This window comes from Streptomyces sp. NPDC005483 (assembly GCF_040606035.1).
In the GTDB taxonomy this organism is placed as follows: Bacteria; Actinomycetota; Actinomycetes; order Streptomycetales; family Streptomycetaceae; genus Streptomyces.
In genome coordinates, this window is sequence record NZ_JBEXEA010000024.1 from 97,882 (window position 1) to 122,394 (window position 24,513).

A 24,513-nucleotide genomic window follows, 5' to 3' on the forward strand; every position below is an offset into this window, starting at 1 on the left:
GAACACGCTCATGCCGCCCCCGCCTCCGTCAACGCGCGCTCCCAGAACTCCTTGCAGAACCGCGCCAGCGGCCCCCGTACCGCCGCCCCCGGTGGTGATCCGCTCCCCTGTGGCCGCTGGAGCGCCGACTCGACCGGGACCTCACCCACCAGGGGCAGTCCGAGCAGGCGGGCCACCTCGCGGTCGTCGAGGCCGGGGGCGTACGGGCCGCGTACCGCCACCCGCAGGTCGCGCAGGACCATGCCCACCGCAGAGGCCACGCGGCCTGCCGCGGCGACGGCGCGCAGCTCGGCGGGGACCACCAGGATCCCGAGGTCGAGCTGGGCGAGAGCCTCGGCGACGCCGTCGTCGAGGCGGCGCGGCAGGTCGACGACGACAGTGCCGCCCCGGCGCCGGGCCGCGGCGAGCACCGCCCGGACGGCCTGGGGCGGGACGGCGATGCGGTCGCCGCGGTCCCAGCTCAGGACTCGCAGCGAGTGCAGCCTCGGCAGCGACTCCTCCAGGGCGCCGCCGCCGACCCGCCCGCGCGAGGCGGCGAACGCGGGCCAGCGCAGCCCCTCGGTGCTCTCCCCGCCGAGGAGTACGTCGAGTCCGCCGCCCAGCGGATCGGCGTCCACCAGGAGCGTGCGCAGGCCCTCACGCGCGGAGGTGACGGCGAGGGCACACGCGAGCGTGGAGGCTCCGGCCCCGCCGCGGCCGCCGATGACGCCGACGGTGAGGGCGGGCCGGCCGACGCCCTCGGTGACGTCGGCGATCCGGTCGACCAGCCACTGCTCGCCGTCGGGCAGCATCAGGACGTGATCGGCGCCGATCTCGACGGCCCGCTTCCACACTCCGGAGTCGTCCTGGTCCCGGCCCACCAGCACCACTCCGCGCCTGCGGGCGGCTCCGCGCACCCGCCTGGCGGCGTCGTCGCCGACCAGGATGAGCGGGGCGGCCTCCCAGCTGCCTCTGGGCTGTGGCACCCCGTGATGGACCTCGGCGGTCGCGCCGGCCGCCGCGCACAGCCGTAGGAGGTCGTCGAGCAGGTCCTCGTCCTCCGTGACGATCAGCGGCCGGCCCGGTCGCCCTCCGGCGGCGGGCTGTCCCTCGTGTGTGACGGCTGCGGTCACGGTCTTCATCCCCCTTCACCGCGCCACGCGAGGGCCCCTCCGAAGGGCCCGCGCGGCGCGTCTCTCACGCGGCCCCTTCGGCCCCGCGATTCCCAAACATGTGAAGAACCGGCAACCGGCCTCCATATGAACGGCCGATACGAACCGGCCAAACACACCCGACAAACCAGAACCGGCCATGAAGTCGGCCGGAGCGGGACGTGTGGGAATCACGGTGCAGCGATCCCGGAAATCGTGTGGATCTTGCTCGATAACTGTGGACAACTCAGCGGTTGTGAATATCGCCGTCACCCATACCGGTGAGCCCGTACCGCCCGTGTGCGACTTCCACAGAGCAGCACCGTGACTACGGTCAGTAACAGATCATGAGCATGCGGAAGAGGCGACCGAAGTCGCCTCGAAGCGGTCGAAGAACCGCGTAAGGAAGAGGAAAAATGCACCCGGACATGCGACGACCCCCACCGGGGGGGAGAGTGGGGGTCGCCTCCACGGCCGACTCGGGGGGGGAGGAGCCGGACCGGGTTAGCACGGTCGCGAACGATCCGTGACTTCCATGGTGTACCCGAGAGCCCTCTCAGGCAAACCCACGCGCCTCACCTTACGCCGAATGGGCTGCGCCTATGCTCGGGGTCGTGGAAAACCACTCCTTGCCCCGCACAGCCGCCTTCTTTGACCTGGACAAGACGGTCATTGCGAAGTCGAGCACGCTCACCTTCAGCAAGTCGTTCTACCAGGGGGGCCTGATCAACCGCAGGGCCGCCTTACGGACCGCATATGCCCAGTTCGTCTTCCTCGTCGGCGGTATGGACCACGACCAGATGGAGCGCACCCGCGAGTACCTGTCCGCGCTCGTGCGCGGCTGGAACGTCCAGCAGGTCAAGGAGATCGTGGCCGAGACCCTCCACGAACTGATCGACCCGCTCATCTACGACGAGGCTGCCTCCCTCATCGAGGAGCACCACACCGCGGGGCGGGACGTCGTCATCGTCTCCACGTCGGGCGCCGAGGTGGTCGAGCCGATCGGCGAACTCCTCGGCGCCGACCGGGTGGTGGCGACCCGCATGGTCGTGGGCGAGGACGGCTGCTTCACGGGCGAGGTGGAGTACTACGCGTACGGCCCGACCAAAGCCGAGGCGATCAAGGAGCTGGCGGAGTCCGAGGGGTACGACCTGGAGCGCTGTTACGCCTACAGCGACTCGGCGACCGACCTGCCCATGCTCCAGGCCGTGGGCCATCCGCACGCGGTCAACCCGGACCGGACGCTGCGCCGCGAGGCCCTCGCGCGCGGGTGGCCGATTCTCGATTTCCACCGGCCGGTCCGGCTCAAGCAGCGGCTGCCCGGATTCGCCGTACCGCCCCGCCCGGCGCTCGTCGCGGTCGCCGCGATAGGAGCGGCGGCAGCGACGGCAGGCCTCGTCTGGTACGCGAATCGACGGCGGTCAACGGTGGCCTGAGGCGATTGCATCTACTTGGCACCTATTTGAGGACAAAAGTAAAGAACGGCGGCCGGGGGTTCCGCTTGCCCGGGTCCAGGAGTACAAAGGGGTTAACGGCCCGCGAGACCAAGGACATCCGAGAGGATCACCTTAAAAACGCATTTGGCCCCACGGACCGAGCATGGACACTGAGCACCCACGCGACGTCGACCCGTCGATTACGGGCCAGCCGCACCAGGTGACGGGCTAAGTTCCCGACCTGATGGGCAATATATCGAGGACGCTTGGTAACCCGGTGAACATGCCAGCGGCGGTACGAATCCTTTCGTACCGCCGCAACCCTGTTCCGGGGGTTTTCACGCCGCGCCGCGCTGGAGCGCCTCGCAGACCGCCGTCGACTCGCGCGCGCCCAGTTCGATCGCGCTGCCGCAGTGGGCGATCCAGGCTGCCATGCCCTCGGGGGCGCCGGAGACGTATCCGTCGAGCGCCGCCAGATAGGCCGCACGGCCCAGTTCGGCGTGACCGACCTCCGCCGGGCAGACCGACTTCGGGTCGAGACCGCTGCCGACCAGGACGATCCGCGCGGCCGCCCGCGCGACCAGGCCGTTGTGGGAGACAAAGGGCCTGAGGGCGAGCAGCTCGCCCTGCACGACGGCGGCCGTGACCAGGGCGGGGGCCGAGCTGCCCGCGATGATCAGCTCCGACAGACCCTCCAGGCGGCCCGAGACCTCCGCCGCGCCAGGCAGGGGCAGCTCGATGAGCGGCTCGTCGACACTCTCGCCGGCCTGCCGGGGACGGCCGATCTCGTCCTCGTCGGACGCCGCGGCGACCAGATGCAGCCTGGCCAGCACCCGCAGGGGTGACTGCCGCCAGATGGACAGCAGTTGGCCGGCCTCGGCGGTCAGCCTGAGGGCCGCGCCCATGACCCGCGCCTCGTCGTCGACGCCGAAGTCCGAGCGCCTGCGGACCTCTTCGAGGGCCCAGTCCGCGCCGGACAGCGCGGCCGAGCCGCGGGCGCCGCGCAGGGCCGCCTCGGAGGTGATCTCGTTACTGCGGCGCCGCATGACTCGGTGCCCGTAGACCCGGTCCACGGACTTGCGCACGGACTCCACGGAGTCGGCCACCCCGGGCAGCGAGCCCAGGGCCGCGAGCGGATCGGCGTTCGCGCCTGTCGTACTCATGAGTCCGACATTACGCAACCCAGCCGCGCGCCCCTCGATGGAGTGGTCTTCTTCACGCACTCCTGTCACATACAGCTATCACCCGACTACTCTTGGTGAACATGAAAATTGCTTTCGTCGGGAAGGGCGGCAGCGGCAAGACCACCCTGTCCGCCCTGTTCATCCGCCATCTCGCGGCCACCGGAGCGCCGGTGATCGCCGTCGACGCCGACATCAACCAGCACCTGGGGCCAGCCCTCGGCCTGGACGAGGCGGAGGCGGCCGCGCTGCCCGCCCTGGGTGAGCAACTGCCACTGATCAAGGAGTACTTGCGCGGCACCAACCCGCGGATCGCCTCGCCCGCGGAGATGATCAAGACCACCCCGCCCGGCGGGGGCTCGCGGCTGCTGCGGGTGCGCGAGGACAACCCGCTCTACGACGCCTGTGCCCGGCAGGTGGAACTCGACGGCGACGTCGTCCGTTTGATGGTCACCGGCCCCTTCACGGAAGCCGACCTGGGGGTCGCCTGCTACCACTCCAAGACGGGAGCGGTGGAGCTGTGCCTGAACCACCTGGTGGACGGGCCGGACGAGTACGTCGTGGTGGACATGACGGCAGGCTCCGACTCCTTCGCCTCCGGCATGTTCACCCGCTTCGACATCACGTTTCTCGTCGCCGAGCCGACCCGGAAGGGGGTCTCCGTCTATCGCCAGTACAAGGAGTACGCCCGCGACTTCGGAGTCGTTCTGAAGGTCGTCGGCAACAAGGTGCAGGGCCAGGACGACCTCGACTTCCTCCGCGCCGAAGTCGGGGACGACCTGCTGGTGACGGTCGGGCACTCCGACTGGGTGCGCGCACTGGAGAAGGGCCGGCCGCCCCGGTTCGCGCTCCTGGAGGACGTCAACCGCCGCGCCCTGCACCAACTGCGGGCGGCCACCGACGCGACGTACGACCTGCGGGACCAGGAGCGCTACACCCAGCAGATGGTGCACTTCCATCTGAAGAACGCCCGGTCCTGGGGCAACGAGCGCACGGGGGCCGACCTGGCGGCGCAGATCGACCCCTCATTCGTCCTCGGCGAGGGCGCGGTGACGGCTGCGGGCGTCTGACGGCCACGACGGCCCCCGCCGCGCCCCCTCCCCGCTCCCTCTGACCGCTACCGCTGCCTGGCCGCCGGTGCCCCCGGTACGCCCTTCGGGGCCGGGGCGGGCCGGCCGGACAGGAAGGCCTGCCAACCCTGCTTCGGCGCCTCGCCGACCCCCAGGGCACGCAGCTTCTCGAGGGTCTTCGGGTCCTGGGCGTCCAGCCAGTCGGCGAGTTGCCGGAAGGAGACACAGCGCACGTCGGGCTTGTTGCACACCTGCTCGACGGTCTCCTTGACGGCGCGCATGTAGGTGCCGCCGTTCCAGGACTCGAAGTGGTTGCCGATGATCAGGGGCGCACGGTTGCCGTTGTAGGCCCGGTCGAAGCCCTTGAGCAGGCCCTCGCGCATCTGGTCGCCCCAGAACTCGTACTTGCTCGGGTCGCCCTGGGTCCTGGTGCCGGACTGGTTGACCATGAAGTTGTAGTCCATGGTGAGCTGCTCGTAGGAGTGCCCGGGGAAGGGCACGAGCTGCATCGACAGGTCCCACAGGCCCTGCTTCTTCTTCGGCCAGAGCTGCTCGTTGACGCCGCTGGTGTCGTAGCGGAAGCCGAGCTCGCTCGCGGCCTTCATGAAGTTCGTCTGGCCCTCCAGGCACGGGGTGCGGGCTCCGACGAGCTCCTTGTCGTAGTCGAAGGGCAGCGGGGAGGCCTTCGTCATCCCCGTGTTGGTCTTCCAGGACTTCACGAACTTCTTCGCCTGGGCGATCTCGTCCTTCCACTCCTCGACCGACCACTGGCCGACCCCGCCGCCGCTGCCGCAGAAGTGGCCGTTGAAGTGGGTGCCGATCTCGTTGCCCTCCAGCCACGCGAGGCGCAGCTGCTTGACGGTGTCGGCGATGCCCTGCTCGTCGTTGAAGCCGATGTCGGAGCGGCCCGGGGAGTGCTGTGGCGGCTTGTACTCGTCGCGCTTGTCCTCCGGCAGCATGTACACGCCGCTGAGGAAGTACGTCATCGTCGCGTGGTTCGCCTTGGCGACCTCGCGGAAGTGGGAGAACAGCTTCTGGCTGTCCTCGCCGGCGCCGTCCCAGGAGAACACCACGAACTGCGGCGGCTTCTCGCCGGGCGCCAGGCGTTTGGCTCTGGGCAGGTGCGGCTGTGCTCCGGTGTACGCGGTGGAGCCGTCGCCGATCAGGCGGAACACCCGCTTGGGCGGGGCCTGGGCGGGCTTCACCTTCTGGGGGCCGGCGGCTCCTCCGTCGGCGGTGTCGGCACCGGTCGCGCAACCGGCGAGTGAGGCTGCGCAGACCGCGGCGACCACGGCTCCCGCGGCAATCCTGTGGGTGGCGGCCATGTTCCGCCCACCTTCTTCCTTCTCTCGGGGCAACGACAGCGCCGTCAAGTTCGCACGAGCCCGAGAGGGAATTAGTACGACAAGCCGATGAAATTACCACTCCACCCATTCAGGTGAGCTGTTCACCTATTTGCCCGGAAAGTCCATGCCTGCCCTTTACTCTGCATTACGATCCATTTACCGAGCGTTGATTCATCCCGCCGCTGCACGCCGTGACCCACGGCCGCGACCCGACCCCTGCCATCGACGGGGGACCACCTGTTCCGCGACCGCGCTGCCCCGGAGGAGACGGGAAAAATGTCAGCCTGTGTTCCCACCCGCGCCACCGACCCGAGCGACTCGCACCACGCGAGGAGCAGCCACCCCTCCCACAGCCCCCCACCGACCCCGCCCCGCCGCTTCCGTGTCGCGGGCGCCGACGTCTCTGCCTCCATCGCGGTCTTCCTGATCGCCCTGCCCCTGTCCCTGGGCATCGCCCTGGCGACCGGCGCACCCCTCCAAGCCGGCCTCGTGGCCGCCGCCGTCGGAGGGATCGTCGCCGGCCGGCTGGGCGGCTGTCCGCTCCAGGTCAGCGGCCCCGCCGCCGGACTCACCGTGGTCACCGCCGACCTGATCCACCGCTACGGCTGGCGGACGACCTGCGCCATCACCGTCCTTGCCGGAGTGGTCCAACTCGGCCTCGGCTGCCTGCGCGTGGCCCGCACCGCACTCGCCGTCAGCCCCGCGATCGTGCACGGCATGCTCGCCGGCATCGGAGTCACCATCGCCGTCGCCCAGGTGCACATCGTCCTCGGCGGCACCCCGCAGAGCTCCGTCCTGGACAACCTCCGTGCCCTGCCCGCCCAGTTGGCGCGGGTGCAGCCCGCCGCGGTCTCGGTGAGCGTGCTGACCCTGGCGCTGCTCCTCCTCTGGCCGCGCATCCCGGGCCGCGCGGGCCACCTCCTGCGCAGGATCCCGGCCGCGCTCGTGGCCGTCGCCGGAGCCACCACCGCCGCCTCCCTCACCGGACTGACCGTGCCGAAGGTCGACCTGCCGTCCTGGAGCAGCCACGCCCTGGCCGGGCTGCCCGAGGGCCCCGTGCTGGGGCTCACCGCCGCCGTGCTCACCACCACACTGGTGTGCAGCGTGCAGTCGCTGCTGGGCGCCGTCGCCGTCGACAAGCTGGCGGCCGGACGCCCCGACCTGATCACCGCGAGCACCGGTCCGGGCCGCGGTGTCCGCGTCGGCCGCTCCGACCTGGACCGCGAACTGCTCGGGCAGGGCGCCGCCAACATCGTCTCCGGCGCCCTCGGCGGACTGCCCGTCGCCGGTGTGGCGGTGCGGAGTTCCGCGAACGTCCAAGCGGGTGCCGTCAGCCGGAACTCCACGATGCTGCACGGCGTTCTCGTAGTGATCGCCGCGCTGCTGATGGTCCCGGTCCTCGAGTTCATCCCGCTCGCCTCGCTCGCCGCCCTGGTGATGGCCGTCGGCATCCAGATGGTGTCCCTCAACCACATCCGCACGGTGACCCGCCACCGAGAGGTCCTGGTCTACGCCGTCACCACCCTCGGCGTGGTCGTCTTCGGCGTCCTGGAGGGCGTGACGCTGGGGATCGCCGTCGCCGTCGGGGTCGCCCTGCACCGCCTCACCCGCACCCGGATCACGCACTACGAGAGGGAAGGAGTCCATCACGTACACGTACGAGGGCAGTTGACGTTCCTCGCGGTACCCCGGCTCAGCCGGGCCCTGCATCTCGTCCCGCAGGGGGCCGACGCCGTCGTGGAGTTGGACGGGTCGTTCATGGACCACGCGGCGTACGAGTCGCTTCACGACTGGCAGAAGACGCACACCGCGCAGGGCGGTTCCGTCGAGCTGACCGGGCGCAGACCCGGTACGCGCATCGCCGAGCCGTCCGAAGCCGATCACTGCCGCTGCCGTCCCTGGACGGCCTGGCGCAACCACCAGTGCGAGCGCCCGTACGCCGCGCAGGCCGCGGGACCCGCCGGTGCGTCCGGCGAGCCGGGTGCCGCCCAGGCTCCGGGCGCGCACCGCGAGTCGAGCGGGCACGAACTGGCGCGTGGCATCAGCGCGTTCCAGCGGAACACCGCGCCGATCGTGCGGGGTGAGCTGGCCCGGCTGGCGCGTGAGGGCCAGCGGCCTGACCAGCTCTTCCTCACCTGCGCCGACTCACGGCTGGTCACCTCGATGATCACCTCCAGTGGCCCGGGCGACCTGTTCGTGGTGCGCAACGTGGGCAACCTCGTCCCCCTGCCCGGTGAGGAGAGCGGGGACGACTCGGTGGCGGCCGCGATCGAGTACGCGGTCGACGTGCTGAAGGTGCGCTCCATCACGGTGTGCGGGCACTCCGGCTGCGGGGCCATGCAGGCGCTGCTCAACTCCGAGCCGGGCGGTGCCCGGACCCCGCTGAAGCGGTGGCTGCGGCACGGACTGCCCAGTCTGGAGCGGATGGCCGACGGCAGCCGACCCGGCGCCAGGCTTGCCGGGCGGGCGCCCGCCGACGCGGTCGAGCAGCTCTGTCTGATCAACGTGGTGCAGCAGTTGGAGCATCTGAGCGCTCATGACTCGGTCGTCCGGGCCCTTCGGGACGGGGAGCTGGAGTTGCACGGGATGTACTTCCACGTGGGCGAGGCCCAGGCGTACCTGCTCACCGGGGCGGACGAGGACCGGCTGTTCGACCATGTGGAGGCGGCGGCGGATCTGCCGGCCTGAGCTTCACGGGTGTGCGGCCCCTCCGGGAGGGGCCGCACACCGCCGGAGTTGGCACTAGGCGCGCTGAGACCGGTTCGGCGTCGGCTTCACCGGCACACAGGGCTTGACGTCGGCCTCGGTCGGGTAGACGTAGACCCGGTACGGCTCTGCCCTGTCGTTGAGGTTCACGAAGACCAGCACATTGCCGCGGTGCAGGGTGATCTTCCGGTTGAACTGGAAGACGAGGAGCGGAACGCGCTCGCCCTGGGCGTTGACTCCCCAGAGCACCGGATCACCCTTGCAGGCATAGCCCGGTCGAAGGATCTGCACATCCATCTCGATGCCGTTGCGGCTCAGCTTCCGCGCGAGTTCGCGCTGTGCCTGCACGCCGATGTCCTGGTCTTTGACCGTGAGGGTGACCGTGCCGTCGTCGTGGCGTTCCACCGCGTACGCCGGAGACTGGGCCGGCGTGCCCGGTGACGTCACCACCGCGAGTACGGCCGCCGCGCAGAGCCCCGCGGCCAGGGCGAGCCGGCGTCCCGTGAACAGGGGGCGCCGTGCGGCAGGCACCGAAGCGGACTCCCGCCGATCGATCTCCCGCCCATCGATCTCCCGTCGCTCGATCTCCCCCTGCAACTCCGCCAGCAGCCGGTCCTCGAACGTCGCCCTCGTCGTCATGCCTCTCCCCCGGTTCCTTCCGTGACGTACGACAGGAAGGGCCCGTACAGCTCCCCGCCCGGTGATTCCGCCTGCTCCCGCAGTGACTTACGCGCCCTGTGCAGCCGTACCCGCGCCGCCACCTGGCTGATCCCCAACGCCGTCGCGGCCTCGCCGACCGTCAGTTCGTCGACCGCGACCAGTTCCAGGACGGCTCTCTCCCCCGCGGGGAGCCGTTCCAGTGCGGCCAGGGCGCGGCGGCCCGGGCTCTCCGCGTCGAGCTTGTCCTCCAGGCGGGCGATGTCGTCCGGCTCCAGCAGTCGCCGCCCCGAGATGCGCCGGAAGCGGTCGGTCTCACGGGCGACCCGCCGGCGCTCCCCGGCGACCACGTTGCGCGCGATGCCGTACAGCCACGCCCGCTCGCTGCCCCGGGACGGGCGGTAGGTGTGGGCGGAGTCCAGGACCGCCAGGAAGATCTCGGCCGTCAGGTCGGCGACCGTGTGCGGGTCCGCGACACGCCGGGCCACGAAAGACGTCATCGCGTCCACATGGCGCCGGTAGAACTCCTCGAAGAGCTGTGGGTCGCGGGCCGCGGCCCGCGGTCCGCCCCGTATGCCGTCCACTCGGGCTCCCTTCTCATCGGGCGCCGGTGCGTCGACGGCGCTTCACCCGTACTTGGGCGGGAGTGTGAAAGGCGTTACAAGTGCTGAACTCTGCCTGGTCGGCGTACGTGGGTACGGATGACCATGGCCGGCGGACTCGACCCCCACAGGTCTAAACCAATTTCCGGTCGACCCTTGTCATCGCACCCCCGGTCTGATGAGCTGTGGCCTGGGACACAACGGACACCCTGGGAAAGGCAGATGCCGTGAGCAACGAAAGCCTGGCCAACCTGCTCAAGGAAGAGCGCAGGTTCGCACCCCCCGCCGACCTGGCCGCGAACGCCAACGTCACGGCGGAGGCGTATGAGCAGGCCAAGGCTGACCGGCTGGGCTTCTGGGCCGAGCAGGCCCGCCGACTGAGCTGGGCCAAGGAGCCGAGCGAGACACTGGACTGGTCGAACCCGCCGTTCGCCAAGTGGTTCCAGGACGGCGAACTCAATGTGGCGTACAACTGCGTCGACCGGCATGTCGAGGCGGGCCACGGCGACCGGGTCGCCATCCACTTCGAGGGCGAGCCGGGCGACAGCCGCGCGATCACCTACGCCGAGCTCAAGGACGAGGTCTCCAGGGCCGCGAACGCCCTGCTGGAACTGGGCGTCCAGAAGGGCGACCGGGTCGCCGTCTACATGCCGATGATCCCCGAGACGGCGGTCGCCATGCTCGCGTGCGCGCGGATCGGCGCGGCGCACTCCGTCGTCTTCGGCGGGTTCTCTGCGGACGCCCTCGCCACACGCATCCAGGACGCAGACGCCAAGGTCGTCATCACCTCCGACGGTGGGTACCGCCGCGGCAAGCCGTCCGCGCTCAAGCCCGCCGTCGACGAGGCCGCGGACAAGGCCGGCAACGTCGAACACGTGCTCGTCGTGCGCCGCACCGGCCAGGAGGTCGCCTGGGACGACAGCCGGGACGTGTGGTGGCACGAGATCGTCGAGCGGCAGTCGGCCGAGCACACCCCCGAGGCCTTCAACGCCGAGCAGCCGCTGTTCATCCTCTACACGTCCGGCACGACGGGTAAGCCCAAGGGCATCCTGCACACCTCCGGCGGCTACCTCACCCAGACCGCGTACACCCACCACGCCGTCTTCGACCTCAAGCCGGAGACCGACGTCTACTGGTGCACGGCCGACGTCGGCTGGGTGACCGGGCACTCGTACATCGTCTACGGCCCGCTCGCCAACGGCGCCACCCAGGTCATGTACGAGGGCACGCCGGACACCCCGCACCAGGGCCGCTTCTGGGAGATCATCCAGAAGTACGGGGTGACGATCCTGTACACGGCGCCCACCGCGATCCGTACGTTCATGAAGTGGGGCGACGACATCCCCGCGAAGTTCGACCTGTCCAGCCTGCGTGTCCTCGGCTCGGTCGGTGAGCCGATCAACCCGGAGGCCTGGATCTGGTACCGCAAGCACATCGGCGCCGACCGGACGCCGATCGTGGACACCTGGTGGCAGACCGAGACCGGCGCGATGATGATCTCCCCGCTGCCAGGAGTGACCGCGACCAAGCCGGGTTCCGCACAGACGCCGCTGCCCGGCATCTCGGCCACCGTGGTGGACGACGAGGCCAAGGAAGTCCCCGACGGCGGTGGCGGCTACCTCGTCCTCACCGAGCCGTGGCCGTCGATGCTGCGCACCATCTGGGGCGACGACCAGCGCTTCCTCGACACCTACTGGTCCCGCTTCGAGGGCAAGTACTTCGCCGGTGACGGCGCGAAGAAGGACGACGACGGCGACATCTGGCTGCTGGGCCGCGTCGACGACGTCATGCTGGTCTCCGGCCACAACATCTCGACCACCGAGGTGGAATCCGCGCTCGTCTCCCACCCCTCGGTCGCCGAGGCCGCCGTGGTCGGTGCCGCGGACGAGACGACCGGTCAGGCCATCGTCGCCTTCGTGATCCTGCGCGGCACGGCGAACGCCGAGGACGAGGGCCTTGTCGCCGATCTGCGCAACCACGTCGGCGCCACCCTCGGCCCGATCGCCAAGCCCAAGCGGATCCTGCCGGTGCAGGAGCTGCCCAAGACCCGCTCCGGCAAGATCATGCGCCGACTGCTGCGGGACGTCGCCGAGAACCGCCAGCTCGGTGATGTCACCACGCTGACGGACTCCACGGTCATGGACCTCATCCAGGACAAGCTGCCGGCCGCGCCCAGCGAGGACTGACGTACTCCTGAAAGGGCGCCCGGCACGGCAGCGCGCCGGGCGTCCCTTTTAGGTAAACTAAACAAAGAAGCGTGACCCTCAAGGTGTGCCGGGAAGTCTGGTCGGCAAGCAGCACTGCCATGCCCACCGACCGGAGGTCCCCCCGATGCCCGCGCCCACTCGTAAGGTCCTCGGCCGTCTCTCCCTCCCCGAGCGCACCTTCGTCGCGGACGCGCTGCGCACCGAAACGGTCGGCGGTGTGCTGCTGCTCATCGCCGCCATCGCCGCGCTGGTCTGGGCGAACGTCCCCGCGCTGCACGACAGTTACGAGAGCGTCAGCCACTACCACCTGGGCCCAGCGGCCCTCGGACTCGACCTGTCGATCGAGCACTGGGCCGCCGACGGGCTGCTCGCGATCTTCTTCTTCGTGGCCGGCGCCGAACTCAAGCGCGAGCTGGTCGCCGGCGACCTGAAGGATCCCAGGGCGGCCGCGCTGCCCGTGGCCGCGGCCCTGTGCGGGATGGCCGTACCGGCACTCGTCTACACGCTCACCAACGTCACCGGTGGCGGCTCCCTGTCCGGCTGGGCCGTGCCCACCGCCACCGACATCGCCTTCGCGCTCGCCGTGCTCGCTGTCATCGGCACCTGGCTGCCGAGCGCGCTGCGCGCCTTCCTCCTCACCCTCGCCGTCGTCGACGACCTCTTCGCGATCCTGATCATCGCGGTCTTCTTCACCGCCGACATCGACTTCGCCGCGCTCGGCGGCGCCGCCCTCGGCCTCGCGGTCTTCTGGCTACTGCTGCGCAAGGGCGTGCACGGGTGGTACGTCTACGTCCCGCTCGCGCTGGTGATCTGGGCGCTGATGTACAACAGCGGCATCCACGCCACGATCGCGGGCGTCGCGATGGGCCTGATGCTGCGCTGCACCAGGCGGGAGGACGAAGAGCGGTCCCCGGGCGAGCACATCGAGCATCTCGTACGGCCGCTCTCGGCGGGCCTGGCCGTCCCCCTGTTCGCCCTCTTCAGCGCGGGTGTCTCCGTCTCCGGCGGCGCGCTCGGCGACGTCCTCACCCAGCCGGAGACGCTGGGCGTGGTGCTCGGGCTCGTCGTCGGCAAGACGCTCGGCATCTTCGGCGGGACCTGGCTCACGGCCCGCTTCACCCGGGCCTCGCTCAGCGACGACCTCGAGTGGGCCGACGTGTTCGCGGTGGCCACCCTCGCCGGCATCGGCTTCACCGTGTCGCTGCTCATCGGGGAGCTCGCCTTCGACGGCGACGCGAGGCTGACCGACGAGGTCAAGGCCGCCGTACTCCTCGGCTCGCTCGTCGCGGCCACCCTCGCGACCGTGCTGCTGAAGCTGCGCAACACCAAGTACCGCAGGCTGTACGAGGCCGAGGAGCGCGACGACGATCTCGACGGCATCCCGGACGTGTACGAGGAGGACGACCCGGCGTATCACCTGCGGATGGCGGCGATCTACGACCGCAAGGCCGCCGAGCACCGCCGGATCGCCGAGCTCAAGACCGCCGAGCGGCTTGCCGAAGTGGCGGGCGGGGCAGGCGAGGAGGACGACCGTCGGGCATGATCTGACGGGACGGTACAAAAGTCACGGCCCACAAAGGGTCCCGGTAACGAGTCCCAGTGAAGAGGGAGACCGCGATGAGCGCACCCGACGGCAGCCCGGTCGGCGCCGAACGCAGCATCGGCCAGCTGTTCGCCTCGGCGACGACCGAGATGTCGGCCCTGGTGCACGACGAGATCGCGCTGGCGAAGGCCCAGCTCAAGCAGGACGTCAAGAAGGGCGCCATGAGCGGCGGCGCGTTCAGCGTGGCCGGCGCGGTCCTGCTGTTCTCCCTGCCGATGCTCAACTTCGCGCTGGCGTACGGCATCCGGACCTGGAGCGACTGGAACCTCGCGGTCTGCTTCCTGCTGTCCTTCGCGGCGAACGTCCTCGTCGCCGGCGTCCTCGCGCTGATCGGTGTCGTCTTCGCGAAGAAGGCACAGAAGGGCAAGGGCCCGCAGAAGGTCGCCGCGTCGGTGAAGGAGACGGCGGGCGTGCTGCAGAACGCCAAGCCCCACCCGCGGCCCGGTGACGACACCAAGGTCCTCGAGGAGCGGGTCCGCAACACGAAGGCCATCGAGGCTGTGGCACGCTCGTCGTCATGACCGACCCCGCCGCCCCTTCGGCGCAGCAGCCCGCCTCTCTCGTACGGCCCGACGGTCCCTGGACGCACCGGGACGTGGCCGCCAACGGCGCGCGCTTCCACATCGCCGAACTGGGCGACGGACCGCTCGTGATGTTCCTGCACGGCTTCCCCCAGTTCTGGTGGACCTGGCGCCACCAGCTGGAGGCGCTCGCCGGCGCCGGCTTCCGGGCCGTGGCCATGGACCTGCGCGGCGTCGGCGGCAGCGACCGCACCCCGCGCGGCTACGACCCCGCCAACCTCGCCCTCGACGTCACCGGCGTCATCCGCTCCCTGGGCGAGCCGGACGCCGCGCTGGTCGGCCATGACCTGGGCGGCTATCTGGCGTGGACGGCGGCCGCGATGCGTCCCAAGCTCGTACGACGGCTCGCGGTCGCCTCGATGCCGCATCCCCGGCGCTGGCGCTCGGCGATGCTGTCGGACCTCAAGCAGACGCGTGCCGGCTCCTACATCTGGGGGTTCCAGCGGCCCTGGGTCCCCGAGCGGCAGCTGACCGCGGACGACGGCGCACTGGTCGCCGAGCTGATCCGGGACTGGTCCGGCCCGCGGCTGCCGGACGACAAGGCCGTGGAGACGTACCGCGCGGCGATGTGCATCCCCTCCACGGCGCACTGCTCGGTCGAGCCGTACCGCTGGATGGTGCGATCGATGGCCCGTCCCGACGGGATCCAGTTCAACCGGCGCATGAAGCGGCCCGTCCGCGTGCCGACCCTCCATCTGCACGGCTCGCTCGACCCGGTGATGCGAACACGCAGTGCGGCCGGGTCCGGGGAGTACGTCGAAGCGCCGTACCGCTGGCGGCTGTTCGACGGTCTGGGGCACTTCCCGCACGAGGAGGATCCGGTCGCCTTCTCGACAGAACTGATCAATTGGCTGAAGGATCCCGAACCCGATCGGTGACCGACACATCGCGCCCGGTATCCGGACCTGAACACCTGTCCTACGAACGGCCACTTGCCCGGCGCATAGGCCAATTGGGGGGCGTGGGGGCGGTTATCGACCTTGGGGCAGGGGCACACGTCCGGGTATGGGCTGGACGCACGACTACGGTGACGCAGCACGCAATCGACGCTCGGGCGCTGCCCTGAGCTCCCGCCATCAGGGTGGTGCCCCGCAACTGCCGGGCGGCACGGACCTGAGGGTGGGCATTCCGCGCATCCTGCGCCGCCGGGCCCGCTGGGTCTCGGTAAGGCTGCGTCACCCCCGAGGCTGACGCGCCCGGCTTTCGACACCCCTCACAGCGCGCAGCTGTCGCTGTCCACCTGCTGGTTCGCGGTACGCCCCTTGGCGATGTCCTCCTGGATCTCGTCCGCGGTGAGCGCGTACCCGGTGTCGGGGTCGTCGAGCGACTTCGCGAAGACCACGCCGTACACCCTGCCCTCCGGGGTCAGCAGCGGGCCGCCGGAGTTGCCCTGGCGGACGGTGGCGTAGAGGGAGTAGACGTCGCGGTCGACGGTGCCGCGGTGGTAGATGTCCGGTCCGTGGGCGTCAATGCGCCCGCGCACGCGCGCGGAGCGGACGTCGTACGAGCCGTTCTCCGGGAAGCCCGCGACGATCGCGCTGTCCCCGCTGGCGGCGTCATCGGACGTGAACTGCAGCGCGGGCGCGTCCAGATCGGGCACGTCCAGGACGGCGATGTCGCGCTGCCAGTCGTAGAGGACGACCGTGGCGTCGTGCTTGCGGCCCTCGCCGCCTATCTGGACCGTGGGCTCGTCGACGCCGCCGACGACGTGGGCGTTGGTCATGACGCGGCGGTCGCCGAAGACGAAGCCGGTGCCCTCCAGGACCTTGCCGCAGCTCTGCGCGGTGCCCATGACCTTGACGATGGAGCGCTGGGCCCGGTTGGCGACGGCGCTGTTCGCGAGCTTGGGGTCGGGCGGCTGGACCTCCTTGATGGGCTCGTCGGAGAAGGGGCTGAAGACCTGCGGGAAGCCGTTCTGCGCGAGGACCGAGGTGAAGTCCTTGAACCAGGTGTCGGCGTCGGAGGGCAGCGCCTCCTGCACCCCGAGAAGCACCTTGGAGCCGCGTACCTCCTTGCCGACCGTCGGCATCGTGGTCTGCGCGAGCATGGCGCCGATCAGCCAGGCGACCAGGAGCATCGCGAGGACGTTGACGAGGGCGCCGCCGGTCGCGTCCACGGCACGGGCCGGGGACCAGGTGATGTACCGGCGCAGCTTGTTGCCGAGGTGGGTGGTCAGGGCCTGGCCGATGGAGGCGCAGACGATGACGACGACCACCCCGACGACGGCGGCGACCGTGCCGACCTCCGCGTGATCGGTCAGTGCGTCCCAGACGACGGGAAGGGTGTAGACGGCGATGAGACCGCCGCCCAGGAATCCGATCACCGACAGGATGCCTACGACGAAGCCCTGGCGGTAGCCGACGATCGCGAACCACACGGCGGCGACCAGCAACAGGATGTCCAGCACGTTCACCGGTTCGAGCCTCGCCTCATCACTTCGCGGTCACCACAGGTCGGCCGGTCGGGGGCTGTCCCCGGAAAGACACAGCACGGACGCCACCCTGTCATGCGCGCCAGTCGAGCGGGACCTGCTTCTCGCGGTCCCAGGGTCGCTCCCAGCCCGCGAAGTGCAGGATCCGGTCGATGATTCCGGCGGTGAAACCCCAGACCAATGCCGATTCGACCAGGAATGCCGGACCTCGGTGTCCACTGGGGTGGACGGTGGTCGCACGGTTGTCGGGGTCCGTGAGATCCGCCACGGGAACCGTGAAGACGCGGGCGGTCTCGTTCGGATCGACGACGCCGACCGGGGTCGGCTCGCGCCACCATCCCAGCACCGGGGTCACCACGAAGCCGCTGACCGGGATGTACAGCTTGGGCAGTACGCCGAAGAGCTGGACGCCCGAGGGGTCGAGGCCGGTCTCCTCCTCGGCCTCGCGCAGGGCGGCCCTGAGCGGCCCATCGCCCTTCGGATCACCGTCCTCCGGGTCGAGTGCGCCGCCGGGGAACGACGGCTGCCCGGCGTGCGACCTGAGCGAACTCGCCCGCTCCATGAGCAGCAGCTCGGGCCCGCGCTCGCCCTCGCCGAACAGGACCAGCACGGCCGACTGCCGCCCCGCGCCGTCCGCCGGCGGCAGGAAGCGGCTCAGCTGGAGCGGCTCGATGGTCTCCACGGCGTGCACCACCGGGTCCAGCCAGCTCGGCAGTCCGTCCTTGCTGACCGCCACGCCCTTCGTACGGCTCGCCCGTGTCATCGCCACCCCCGTCGTTCTGCACTGCCCAACGCCTGACGGGCCCTAGATCGTTCCATCCGGACAACACGCCCGCCCGTCACCCGCGGCCCGACCACGGAGCGAGCCGGGCCCACCGGGCACGAGGCCGGAAAGCGGCCCAGCGCTGCCGCCCGGCCCAGCACTCCGGGTCGGCCGGGTTCTTCCACCCAGCCAAGCACTCGGGGTCGGCCGGGTTCTTCCACCCGGCCTGTCGCTCCGACCCGAGCGGACGCTCCCACCCGACCCGACACCTCACTCCGGCTCAACTCGCCCGCTCGGCCCGGCACGCCAGATGGCTCTGGCGCTCCAGACCCACCAGGCGTTCCGTCATCACGGCAGCCCGGGCCCACGCGGCAGCACCACCCAGCCCGACCGGCCCGCGGCCCCCACCCGCCCGGCCGGCCGCTCCGTCCCGGCGTCCGGGCCGCGCGAGGCTCGCCTCGTCGCGCGGGCGATCCGGCCGGCCGCACCGCGCGCGTGACCCCGGTGACCCGATCCGGCCCGCCGACCCGTGCCGGTCCGCACGGCCATGCCGTCCGCAGCCTCACCCGGTGGCCCCCAGCGGCGGCGCGGCCTTTCCGCCCGCGTCCAGATAGGCCTGCGGCGGGTTCAGCCGCTGGCCCGGGAAGCCGCCCTTCTCGTACTTGAGGAGCTTTTGCGCCTTCTCCGGGTCCGTCTCGCCCTCGCCGTAGGCCGGGCAGAGCGGGGTGATGGGGCAGGCGCCGCAGGCGGGCTTGCGGGCGTGACAGATACGGCGGCCGTGCCAGATGACATGGTGCGACAGGTCCGTCCAGTCGCTCTTGGGGAAGAGCGCGGAGACGGCGGCCTCGATCTTTTCGGGGTCGGTCTCGTCGGTCCACTGCCAGCGCCTGACCAGCCGCATGAAGTGGGTGTCGACGGTGACGCCGGGCCGCCCGAAGGCGTTGCCGAGGACCACGAAGGCGGTCTTGCGGCCCACACCGGGCAGCGTGACGAGGTCGTCGAGCCGCCCGGGGACCTCGCCGCCGAAGTTCTCCACCAGCGCCTTGGACAGCCCTATGACCGACTTGGTCTTGGCCCGGAAGAACCCGGTCGGCCGGAGGATCTCCTCGACCTCCTCGGGGTTGGCCGCGGCCAGGTCCTCAGGCGTCGGGTACTTGGCGAACAGCGCGGGGGTCGTCTGATTGACCCTCAGGTCGGTGGTCTGTGCGGACAGGACCGTCGCCAGGATCAGCTGGAAGGGGTTCTCGAAGTCCAACTCGGGGTGGGCGTACGGGAACACCTCCGCGAGCTCGCGGTTGATTCGCCGGGCACGGCGGACGAGGGCGGTCTGCGACTCGCCCCTCGGAGGCTTCGCGGCAACCGTCTTCGTGGCCGAGGCCTTCTTCACCGGAGCCGCCGCCTTCTTGGGAGCGACGGTCGCCTTCTTCACGACGGTCGCCTTCTTCACGGCGGCGGCCTTGCGCACGGGAGCCGTCTTCTTCGCCGCCTTCTTCGCCGAAGTCCTCTTCTCCACCGGAGCCTTCCCTGCCGCTTTTGCCGTTTTCTTTCCGCCCCCGACGCCCTGTTCGCCCATAGCGGAATCGCGACGTGCAACCACCCGCCCAGCCCCCTTGGCCTGTGCTCTCACCGGCGTTTTGGACACCCGGCCAGCCTAGAGCCCGGCACTGACATCCGCCCCGGACCCCGAAGACCGGCCCCCAATTGGACCCCTGCCGCTTACCCCGGGACATGTGTGCGGCATCCTTGTGACAGATCACACTGTTTGGACCGTCCGGCAAAATGGGCACCGGGTTCCCCTGGTACCAAGGGGGAACAAGATCCCCTGAGCAGGTCGACAAGGAGAGAACTCGTGGACGACGTTCTGCGGCGCAACCCGCTCTTCGCGGCACTCGACGACGAGCAGTCCGCGGAACTGCGGGCCTCCATGAGTGAGGTGACTCTCGCACGTGGCGACTCCCTGTTCCACGAGGGCGACCCCGGCGACCGGCTCTACGCGGTCACCGAGGGCAAGGTCAAGCTCCACCGCACATCCCCCGACGGCCGCGAGAACATGCTGGCCGTTCTCGGCCCCGGCGAGCTCATCGGCGAGCTGTCGCTCTTCGACCCGGGCCCGCGCACGGCGACCGCCACCGCGCTGACCGAGGTCAAGCTGCTCGGCCTCGGCCACGGTGACCTCCAGCCCTGGCTGAGCGCGCGCCCCGAGGTGGCTTCCGCGCTCCTGCGAGCCATCGCGCGGCGACTGCGCAGGACCAACGACCAGATGTCCGACCTGGTCTTCTCGGACGTGCCGGGCCGCGTGGCGCGCGCGCTGCTCGACCTCTCCCGCCGCTTCGGCGTGCAGTCCGAGGAGGGCATCCACGTCGTCCACGACCTCACGCAGGAGGAGCTGGCCCAGCTGGTCGGCGCCTCCCGCGAGACGGTCAACAAGGCCCTCGCGGACTTCGCCCAGCGCGGCTGGCTGCGCCTGGAGGCCCGCGCGGTGATCCTCCTGGACGTCGAGAGGCTCGCCAAGCGCTCGCGCTGAGCGCGGATCGTCGTACGACGTCGAAGGGCCCTGCCGCACGGCGGGGCCCTTCTCGTATCCCCGGGGGGCGGGCATGCACGAGGACAGGGCGCCGGAGTCGGTCTGGCGGCATTCGCGGTGGCGGGGATCGGTGCGGCGGCTGTGGACGTCGCCCTGGGAGACGGACCTCCGTGACAAGCCGCTGGCCCTGTGGGCGACGGACGACGCCGTCGTGGACGTCCGCGTCGACCGGGTGCGGGCCTTCCGGATCCCCGACGGCGCCCCCGTGTGGACGTGGCGGCCACCGGGCGAAGAGGTGGTCGCGGTGGCGTCGTCCGATGTCCGGGACGGATTCGGGGTGGTGCTGCACCACGACGACGGCGCCGCCGAAGCCGGTCGTATCGGCGTCACCGCGCTGGACCTGGCAACGGCCGAGGCCGCCTGGAGCCGCGCCCAGCGCCGGGACGGGCTCGGTCTCCTCACCCGCCGCACCGGCGGGACGGCCCTGGCCGAAGGCCGGATCGCGACGGTGGACGGCCGCACGCTGCGCGCCCTGGACGCGCGCACGGAGAGCCGACCTGGGCGGGCACGATCGCGGACGAACGCATGCAGAAGCTGTCCGTCCTGCTCGCCGAGCCCTTCGTGGTACGGCCGGCCGCCCGGGGCGCACGCGGCGGGCCCCGGCTCCGCGTGGCCCGCTCGGACGTCGTGCTCACGCCGCCGGAGGGGTACGCGGACTTCGGCGGGCGGCTCGCCGTGACCGGTGACACCCTCGCAGTCGAACGGATACCTGGCGACACCCTTCAGCGGGACGACCGGCATCGTGGCGAGCGACATCCCGACGACCGTCATCCGGACGGCGGACATCGGATCGGGGCGTTCTCCCTCTCCTCCGGCAAGCTGCTGTGGACATGGCAGGGCGGCGAGGTCTCCTCCTGCACTCCCCTGGCCCACCGCGGCTGGTTCCTGGTCCTCCACCGCCGGGGCGACCGCCTCGCCGTCCTCGACCCCGTCGACGGCCGGCTCGTGGCCCGTCGCCGGCTGAGCGGCGTCGGCACCGACCTCCTGGCCGCCGCCTCCGGTGATGTGATCGCCGCCGCATGCCGCTCCCACGGCACCTCGCGCCGCCTGCGCGTCTTCCGCTGGCGCTGACCACGTTCGGCCCCACAAGGTCCGCCCAGGGCCGTTAATGAGCTGTCTCCGGGCCCGGCCCCGGGCACAGTGATCCCATGGCCGCCGAAACCGTTCACCCCATCGCCCCCACGGGACTCGACGCCCAGGGCTACATCGAGCGCGAAGGCTCCCTCGGGCGGATCCCGCAGCCCTTCCTCCCGGTCGTCTCCGCCACCCGGGACCGGGTGCTGGACCTGTTCGGGCCGAGGCTGCACAGCGCGTACCTCTACGGATCGATCCCGCGCGGCACCGCGCGCGTGGGCCGCAGCGACCTCGACCTCCTGCTCGCCCTGCGGGACGAGCCGACCGACGCGGACCGGGCGGGCGTACAGGAGCTCGGGGAAGCGCTCGACAAGGAGTTCCCGCAGATCGACGGTGTCGGAACGCTGCTGTACAGCCGCGATCTCCTGCTGAGCGACCTGGAACGCCACGACCTGGGCTGGTTCCTGGCCTGCCTGTGCACCCCGCTGCTCGGCGACGACCTGGCGGAGTACCTCCCCCGCTACCGCCCCGACTCCCTCCTGGCCCGTGAGACCAACGGTGACCTCGCCGTGCTGCTCCCCCGCTGGCGCGAACGGATCCGGACGGCCGACTCGGACGAGACCCGGACCCGCCTCGTCCGCTTCATGTCCCGCCACCTGGTCCGCACCGCGTTCACCCTGGTCATGCCCCGCTGGAACGGCTGGACGAGCGACCTGGGCGAGATGGCGGAGGTCTTCGCCGCCTACTACCCCGAGCGGGCCGAACAGCTACGGGCGGCGGCCGTCCTGGGGCGCACCCCGACCGCCGACATCGCCGTACTGCGTACGTACGTCGACGACCTGGGCCCCTGGCTGGCGGACGAGTACGCGCGCGTGCACGGCACGAAGACCCCTAGATGAGCCCGTGCTCCTCCAGATACTCCAGCTGAGCCCGCACCGACAGCTCGGCGGCGGGCCAGAGCGACCGGTCCACATCCGCGTACACACGCTCTACGACGGCCCCGGCCGTCCGGTATCCGTCCTCCACGGCCGTCTCGACCTGGGCGAGCCGATGGGCCCGGTGAGCGAGATAGAACTCGACGACCCCCTGGGCGTCCTCCAGGACGGGCCCGTGGCCCGGCAGGACCGTGTGGACGCCGTCGTCGACCGTCAGGGACCGCAGCCGCCGCAGGGAGTCCAGATAGTCGCCCAGACGGCCGTCGGGATGGGCCACGACGGTCGTGCCGCGGCCCAGGATGGTGTCACCGGTCAGGACGGCCTGATCGGCCGGGAGATGGAAGCACAGCGAGTCGGCGGTGTGCCCGGGCGTCGGGACGACCCTCAGTTCCAGCCCGCCGACGCGCACCACGTCCCCCGCGCCGAGCCCCTCTTCCCCCAGCCGGAGCGCGGGGTCGAGAGCCCGCACCTTGGTGCCGGTCAGCGCGGCGAAACGGACGGCGCCCTCGGCGTGGTCGGGGTGGCCGTGGGTGAGCAGCGTGAGCGCGACACGCTTGCCGGCGGCCTCTGCGGTGTCGAGGACGGCACGCAGATGCCCCTCGTCGAGCGGACCGGGGTCGACCACGACCGCCAGCTCCGAGTCCGGCTCCGACAGGATCCAGGTGTTGGTGCCGTCCAGGGTCATCGCGGAGGCGTTGGGCGCGAGGACGTTGACGGCTCGCGCTGTGGCGGGGCCCGAGAGGACCCCGCCCCGCGGCTGGCCGGGGAGGGCTGCGGCGTCGGTCATGCGGAGGCTCCACCGGTCGGGATGTGTTTGGTGAACTCGTCGTGCCCCGGCCAGGAGAGCACGATCTCGCCGTCCACCAGCCGGGCCTGCGCGAGCACAGGGGTCAGGTCACGGTCGGGCGCGGCGGTGAGCGCGTCGGCGGCGGTGCCGTACGCGGTGAGCTGCCGCAGCGTGGCGATGGTGGGCGGCATCATCAGCAGCTCGCCCTTGTCGTAGCCGTCCGCCGCGTCCTGGGGCCGGATCCACACCGTACGGTCGGCCTCGGTGGAGGCGTTGCGGGTGCGCTGCCCCTCCGGGAGGGCGGCGACGAAGAACCACGTGTCATAGCGGCGGGGTTCGAACTCGGGGGTGATCCAGCGGGTCCAGGCCCCGAGAAGATCCGACCGCAGCACCAGCCCCCGGCGCTCCAGGAACTCGGCGAAGGACAGATCCCGGGCCACGAGAGCGGCACGGTCGGCCTCCCACTCCGCGCCCGTGGTGTCACCGACCACCGACTCGGCCGTCGGCCCGGCGAGCAGGACGCCCGCCTCCTCGTACGTCTCCCGCACGGCCGCGCAGACGATCGCCTGAGCCGTCGTCTCGTCCACCCCGAGCCGAGCCGCCCACCACGCGCGCGTGGGGCCCGCCCAGTGGATCTGGTGCTCGTCGTCACGGGGGTCGACGCCACCGCCGGGATAGGCGTACGCACCGCCGGCGAACGCCATGGAGGCCCGCCTGCGCAGCATGTGCACGACGGTTCCGGTCGCCGTGTCCTTCAACAGCATCACAGTGGCGGCCCGTCTCGGCTCGGCCGGCCGCAGCGTGCCGTCCGCGAGCGCGCGGATACGGTCCGGCCATTCCGATGGGTACCACTGCCCGTTTGCCATGGGCGGAGGCTAACTCGTGGGGGGCGGATGTTCGAGGGCCGAGCGCCTGTGGGGGTGCGTCGCGGGGTCATCGGGCGGCTGCGGGTCCGTTGTGGCTGGTCGCGCAGCTCCCCGCGGGCAGCTGCGCTGGGCCCGGGCGGGGCGCCTGTGAGGGTGCCGGATCAGGTGGTGGGGCGGCTGCGGGGCCGTTGAGGCTGGTCGCGCAGTTCCCCGCGGGCAGCTGCGCTGGGCTTGGGCGGGGCGCCTAGGGGGGTGCCGGGTGGGGTTGTGGGGCGGGCGCGGGTCAGTGGGGGCTGGTCGCGCAGTTCCCCGCGCCCCTGGGGGGGTGCAGTCACCCTGCGCCAAGACGGGCCGTTCGCCACCTCAACCACGGCGGGCCGTCGACCAGACCGCGCACTACGACGGACCGCGCGCCGCGACGGGCTGTTCGCCGCGTACGGCGGGAAGGGGACGGGGTGGGGGGTGTCCGCCCGCAGCGGCCGGCGTCCGTCATCCAGCACTGCTCAGAGGGACCGAGCCGCCGGACCGAGGACGGACACCCCCCACCCCGGCAC

The 24,513-nt window shown here is 71.0% G+C and carries 22 protein-coding genes; 12 read left to right on the plus strand and 10 right to left on the minus strand.

The window, feature by feature from the left end:
- Nucleotides 1-8: 8 nt before the first annotated feature.
- The gene (gene ssd / locus ABZT06_RS35750) at nucleotides 9-1,121 is read right to left on the minus strand and encodes a septum site-determining protein Ssd (protein ID WP_355750748.1); all 1,113 of its coding nucleotides are present in this window, start codon (nucleotides 1,119-1,121) and stop codon (nucleotides 9-11) included.
- Between the two features lie 611 nt (nucleotides 1,122-1,732).
- On the opposite strand from ssd, the gene ABZT06_RS35755 reads away from it, so the two are divergent.
- Nucleotides 1,733-2,566 carry an HAD family hydrolase gene (locus ABZT06_RS35755; protein WP_355750751.1) on the plus strand — a complete coding sequence of 278 codons (834 nt, stop codon included), beginning with the start codon at nucleotides 1,733-1,735 and terminating at the stop codon, nucleotides 2,564-2,566.
- 338 nt (nucleotides 2,567-2,904) lie between these two features.
- Here the strand turns inward: ABZT06_RS35755 and ABZT06_RS35760 are convergent, their stop codons facing one another.
- Nucleotides 2,905-3,729, minus strand: coding sequence for an oxidoreductase (locus ABZT06_RS35760; RefSeq protein ID WP_355750755.1), 825 nt, complete (start codon nucleotides 3,727-3,729; stop codon nucleotides 2,905-2,907).
- A gap of 101 nt (nucleotides 3,730-3,830) precedes the next feature.
- On the opposite strand from ABZT06_RS35760, the gene ABZT06_RS35765 reads away from it, so the two are divergent.
- The gene (locus tag ABZT06_RS35765) at nucleotides 3,831-4,817 is read left to right on the plus strand and encodes an ATP-binding protein (protein ID WP_355750758.1); all 987 of its coding nucleotides are present in this window, start codon (nucleotides 3,831-3,833) and stop codon (nucleotides 4,815-4,817) included.
- A 47-nt stretch (nucleotides 4,818-4,864) separates the two neighbouring features.
- Here the strand turns inward: ABZT06_RS35765 and ABZT06_RS35770 are convergent, their stop codons facing one another.
- Nucleotides 4,865-6,142, minus strand: a complete 1,278-nt coding sequence (locus ABZT06_RS35770; protein ID WP_355750761.1) for a hypothetical protein — start codon at nucleotides 6,140-6,142, stop codon at nucleotides 4,865-4,867.
- 297 nt (nucleotides 6,143-6,439) lie between these two features.
- Here ABZT06_RS35770 and ABZT06_RS35775 point away from each other — a divergent pair, with 297 nt between their 5' ends.
- Nucleotides 6,440-8,851: a SulP family inorganic anion transporter gene (locus ABZT06_RS35775; protein WP_355750764.1), complete on the plus strand. Its 2,412-nt coding sequence runs from the start codon at nucleotides 6,440-6,442 to the stop codon at nucleotides 8,849-8,851.
- Nucleotides 8,852-8,905: 54 nt separating this feature from the next.
- Here the strand turns inward: ABZT06_RS35775 and ABZT06_RS35780 are convergent, their stop codons facing one another.
- Nucleotides 8,906-9,508: a hypothetical protein gene (locus tag ABZT06_RS35780; protein ID WP_355750767.1), complete on the minus strand. Its 603-nt coding sequence runs from the start codon at nucleotides 9,506-9,508 to the stop codon at nucleotides 8,906-8,908.
- Nucleotides 9,505-10,110 carry an RNA polymerase sigma factor gene (locus ABZT06_RS35785; protein ID WP_355750770.1) on the minus strand — a complete coding sequence of 202 codons (606 nt, stop codon included), beginning with the start codon at nucleotides 10,108-10,110 and terminating at the stop codon, nucleotides 9,505-9,507. Before ABZT06_RS35785 ends, ABZT06_RS35780 begins: the two co-directional genes overlap by 4 nt.
- A 245-nt stretch (nucleotides 10,111-10,355) precedes the next feature.
- On the opposite strand from ABZT06_RS35785, the gene acs reads away from it, so the two are divergent.
- The 5 genes from acs to ABZT06_RS35810 all read left to right on the plus strand — a co-directional run bounded on the left by acs (nucleotide 10,356) and on the right by ABZT06_RS35810 (nucleotide 15,710).
- Nucleotides 10,356-12,314, plus strand: a complete 1,959-nt coding sequence (gene acs / locus ABZT06_RS35790; protein WP_355750773.1) for an acetate--CoA ligase — start codon at nucleotides 10,356-10,358, stop codon at nucleotides 12,312-12,314.
- 145 nt (nucleotides 12,315-12,459) lie between these two features.
- Nucleotides 12,460-13,878, plus strand: coding sequence for a Na+/H+ antiporter NhaA (nhaA, locus tag ABZT06_RS35795; protein WP_355750776.1), 1,419 nt, complete (start codon nucleotides 12,460-12,462; stop codon nucleotides 13,876-13,878).
- A 74-nt stretch (nucleotides 13,879-13,952) separates the two neighbouring features.
- The gene (locus tag ABZT06_RS35800) at nucleotides 13,953-14,459 is read left to right on the plus strand and encodes a phage holin family protein (protein ID WP_355750779.1); all 507 of its coding nucleotides are present in this window, start codon (nucleotides 13,953-13,955) and stop codon (nucleotides 14,457-14,459) included.
- The gene (locus ABZT06_RS35805; RefSeq protein WP_355750782.1) at nucleotides 14,456-15,397 is read left to right on the plus strand and encodes an alpha/beta hydrolase; all 942 of its coding nucleotides are present in this window, start codon (nucleotides 14,456-14,458) and stop codon (nucleotides 15,395-15,397) included. The genes ABZT06_RS35800 and ABZT06_RS35805 overlap by 4 nt, the downstream gene beginning before the upstream one ends.
- Nucleotides 15,398-15,524: 127 nt before the next feature.
- Nucleotides 15,525-15,710, plus strand: a complete 186-nt coding sequence (locus ABZT06_RS35810) for a hypothetical protein (RefSeq protein ID WP_355750785.1) — start codon at nucleotides 15,525-15,527, stop codon at nucleotides 15,708-15,710.
- A 22-nt stretch (nucleotides 15,711-15,732) separates the two neighbouring features.
- On the opposite strand, the gene ABZT06_RS35815 is transcribed toward ABZT06_RS35810, so the two are convergent.
- From ABZT06_RS35815 to nth, 3 genes are all read right to left on the minus strand, one after another.
- Entirely contained in the window at nucleotides 15,733-16,932 is a 1,200-nt protein-coding gene (locus tag ABZT06_RS35815; RefSeq protein WP_355750788.1) for a MarP family serine protease, read from the minus strand.
- A gap of 91 nt (nucleotides 16,933-17,023) precedes the next feature.
- Nucleotides 17,024-17,713: a CoA pyrophosphatase gene (locus ABZT06_RS35820; protein ID WP_355750791.1), complete on the minus strand. Its 690-nt coding sequence runs from the start codon at nucleotides 17,711-17,713 to the stop codon at nucleotides 17,024-17,026.
- A gap of 562 nt (nucleotides 17,714-18,275) precedes the next feature.
- Complete coding sequence (gene nth, locus ABZT06_RS35825; RefSeq protein WP_355750794.1) at nucleotides 18,276-19,286, minus strand: endonuclease III; 1,011 nt, start codon at nucleotides 19,284-19,286, stop codon at nucleotides 18,276-18,278.
- Nucleotides 19,287-19,562: 276 nt separating this feature from the next.
- Here nth and ABZT06_RS35830 point away from each other — a divergent pair, with 276 nt between their 5' ends.
- The 4 genes from ABZT06_RS35830 (at nucleotide 19,563) to ABZT06_RS35845 (ending at nucleotide 22,270) form a co-directional block, all read left to right on the plus strand.
- Nucleotides 19,563-20,237 (plus strand): Crp/Fnr family transcriptional regulator, encoded by a 675-nt coding sequence (locus ABZT06_RS35830; protein WP_007383667.1) that lies wholly within the window; start codon nucleotides 19,563-19,565, stop codon nucleotides 20,235-20,237.
- A gap of 73 nt (nucleotides 20,238-20,310) precedes the next feature.
- Nucleotides 20,311-20,976: a hypothetical protein gene (locus ABZT06_RS35835; RefSeq protein ID WP_355750798.1), complete on the plus strand. Its 666-nt coding sequence runs from the start codon at nucleotides 20,311-20,313 to the stop codon at nucleotides 20,974-20,976.
- Nucleotides 20,973-21,368 (plus strand): hypothetical protein, encoded by a 396-nt coding sequence (locus ABZT06_RS35840; protein ID WP_355750801.1) that lies wholly within the window; start codon nucleotides 20,973-20,975, stop codon nucleotides 21,366-21,368. Before ABZT06_RS35835 ends, ABZT06_RS35840 begins: the two co-directional genes overlap by 4 nt.
- Nucleotides 21,369-21,445: 77 nt before the next feature.
- A complete protein-coding gene (locus ABZT06_RS35845; protein WP_355750804.1) occupies nucleotides 21,446-22,270 on the plus strand; it encodes a nucleotidyltransferase domain-containing protein in 825 nt (274 codons plus the stop codon).
- On the opposite strand, the gene ABZT06_RS35850 is transcribed toward ABZT06_RS35845, so the two are convergent.
- Nucleotides 22,263-23,093 (minus strand): MBL fold metallo-hydrolase, encoded by an 831-nt coding sequence (locus tag ABZT06_RS35850; protein ID WP_355750807.1) that lies wholly within the window; start codon nucleotides 23,091-23,093, stop codon nucleotides 22,263-22,265. The two genes, ABZT06_RS35845 and ABZT06_RS35850, sit on opposite strands and share 8 nt — an antisense overlap.
- Nucleotides 23,090-23,959, minus strand: coding sequence for an NUDIX hydrolase (locus ABZT06_RS35855; protein WP_355750809.1), 870 nt, complete (start codon nucleotides 23,957-23,959; stop codon nucleotides 23,090-23,092). The genes ABZT06_RS35850 and ABZT06_RS35855 overlap by 4 nt, the downstream gene beginning before the upstream one ends.
- Between the last annotated feature and the right edge of the window lie 554 nt (nucleotides 23,960-24,513).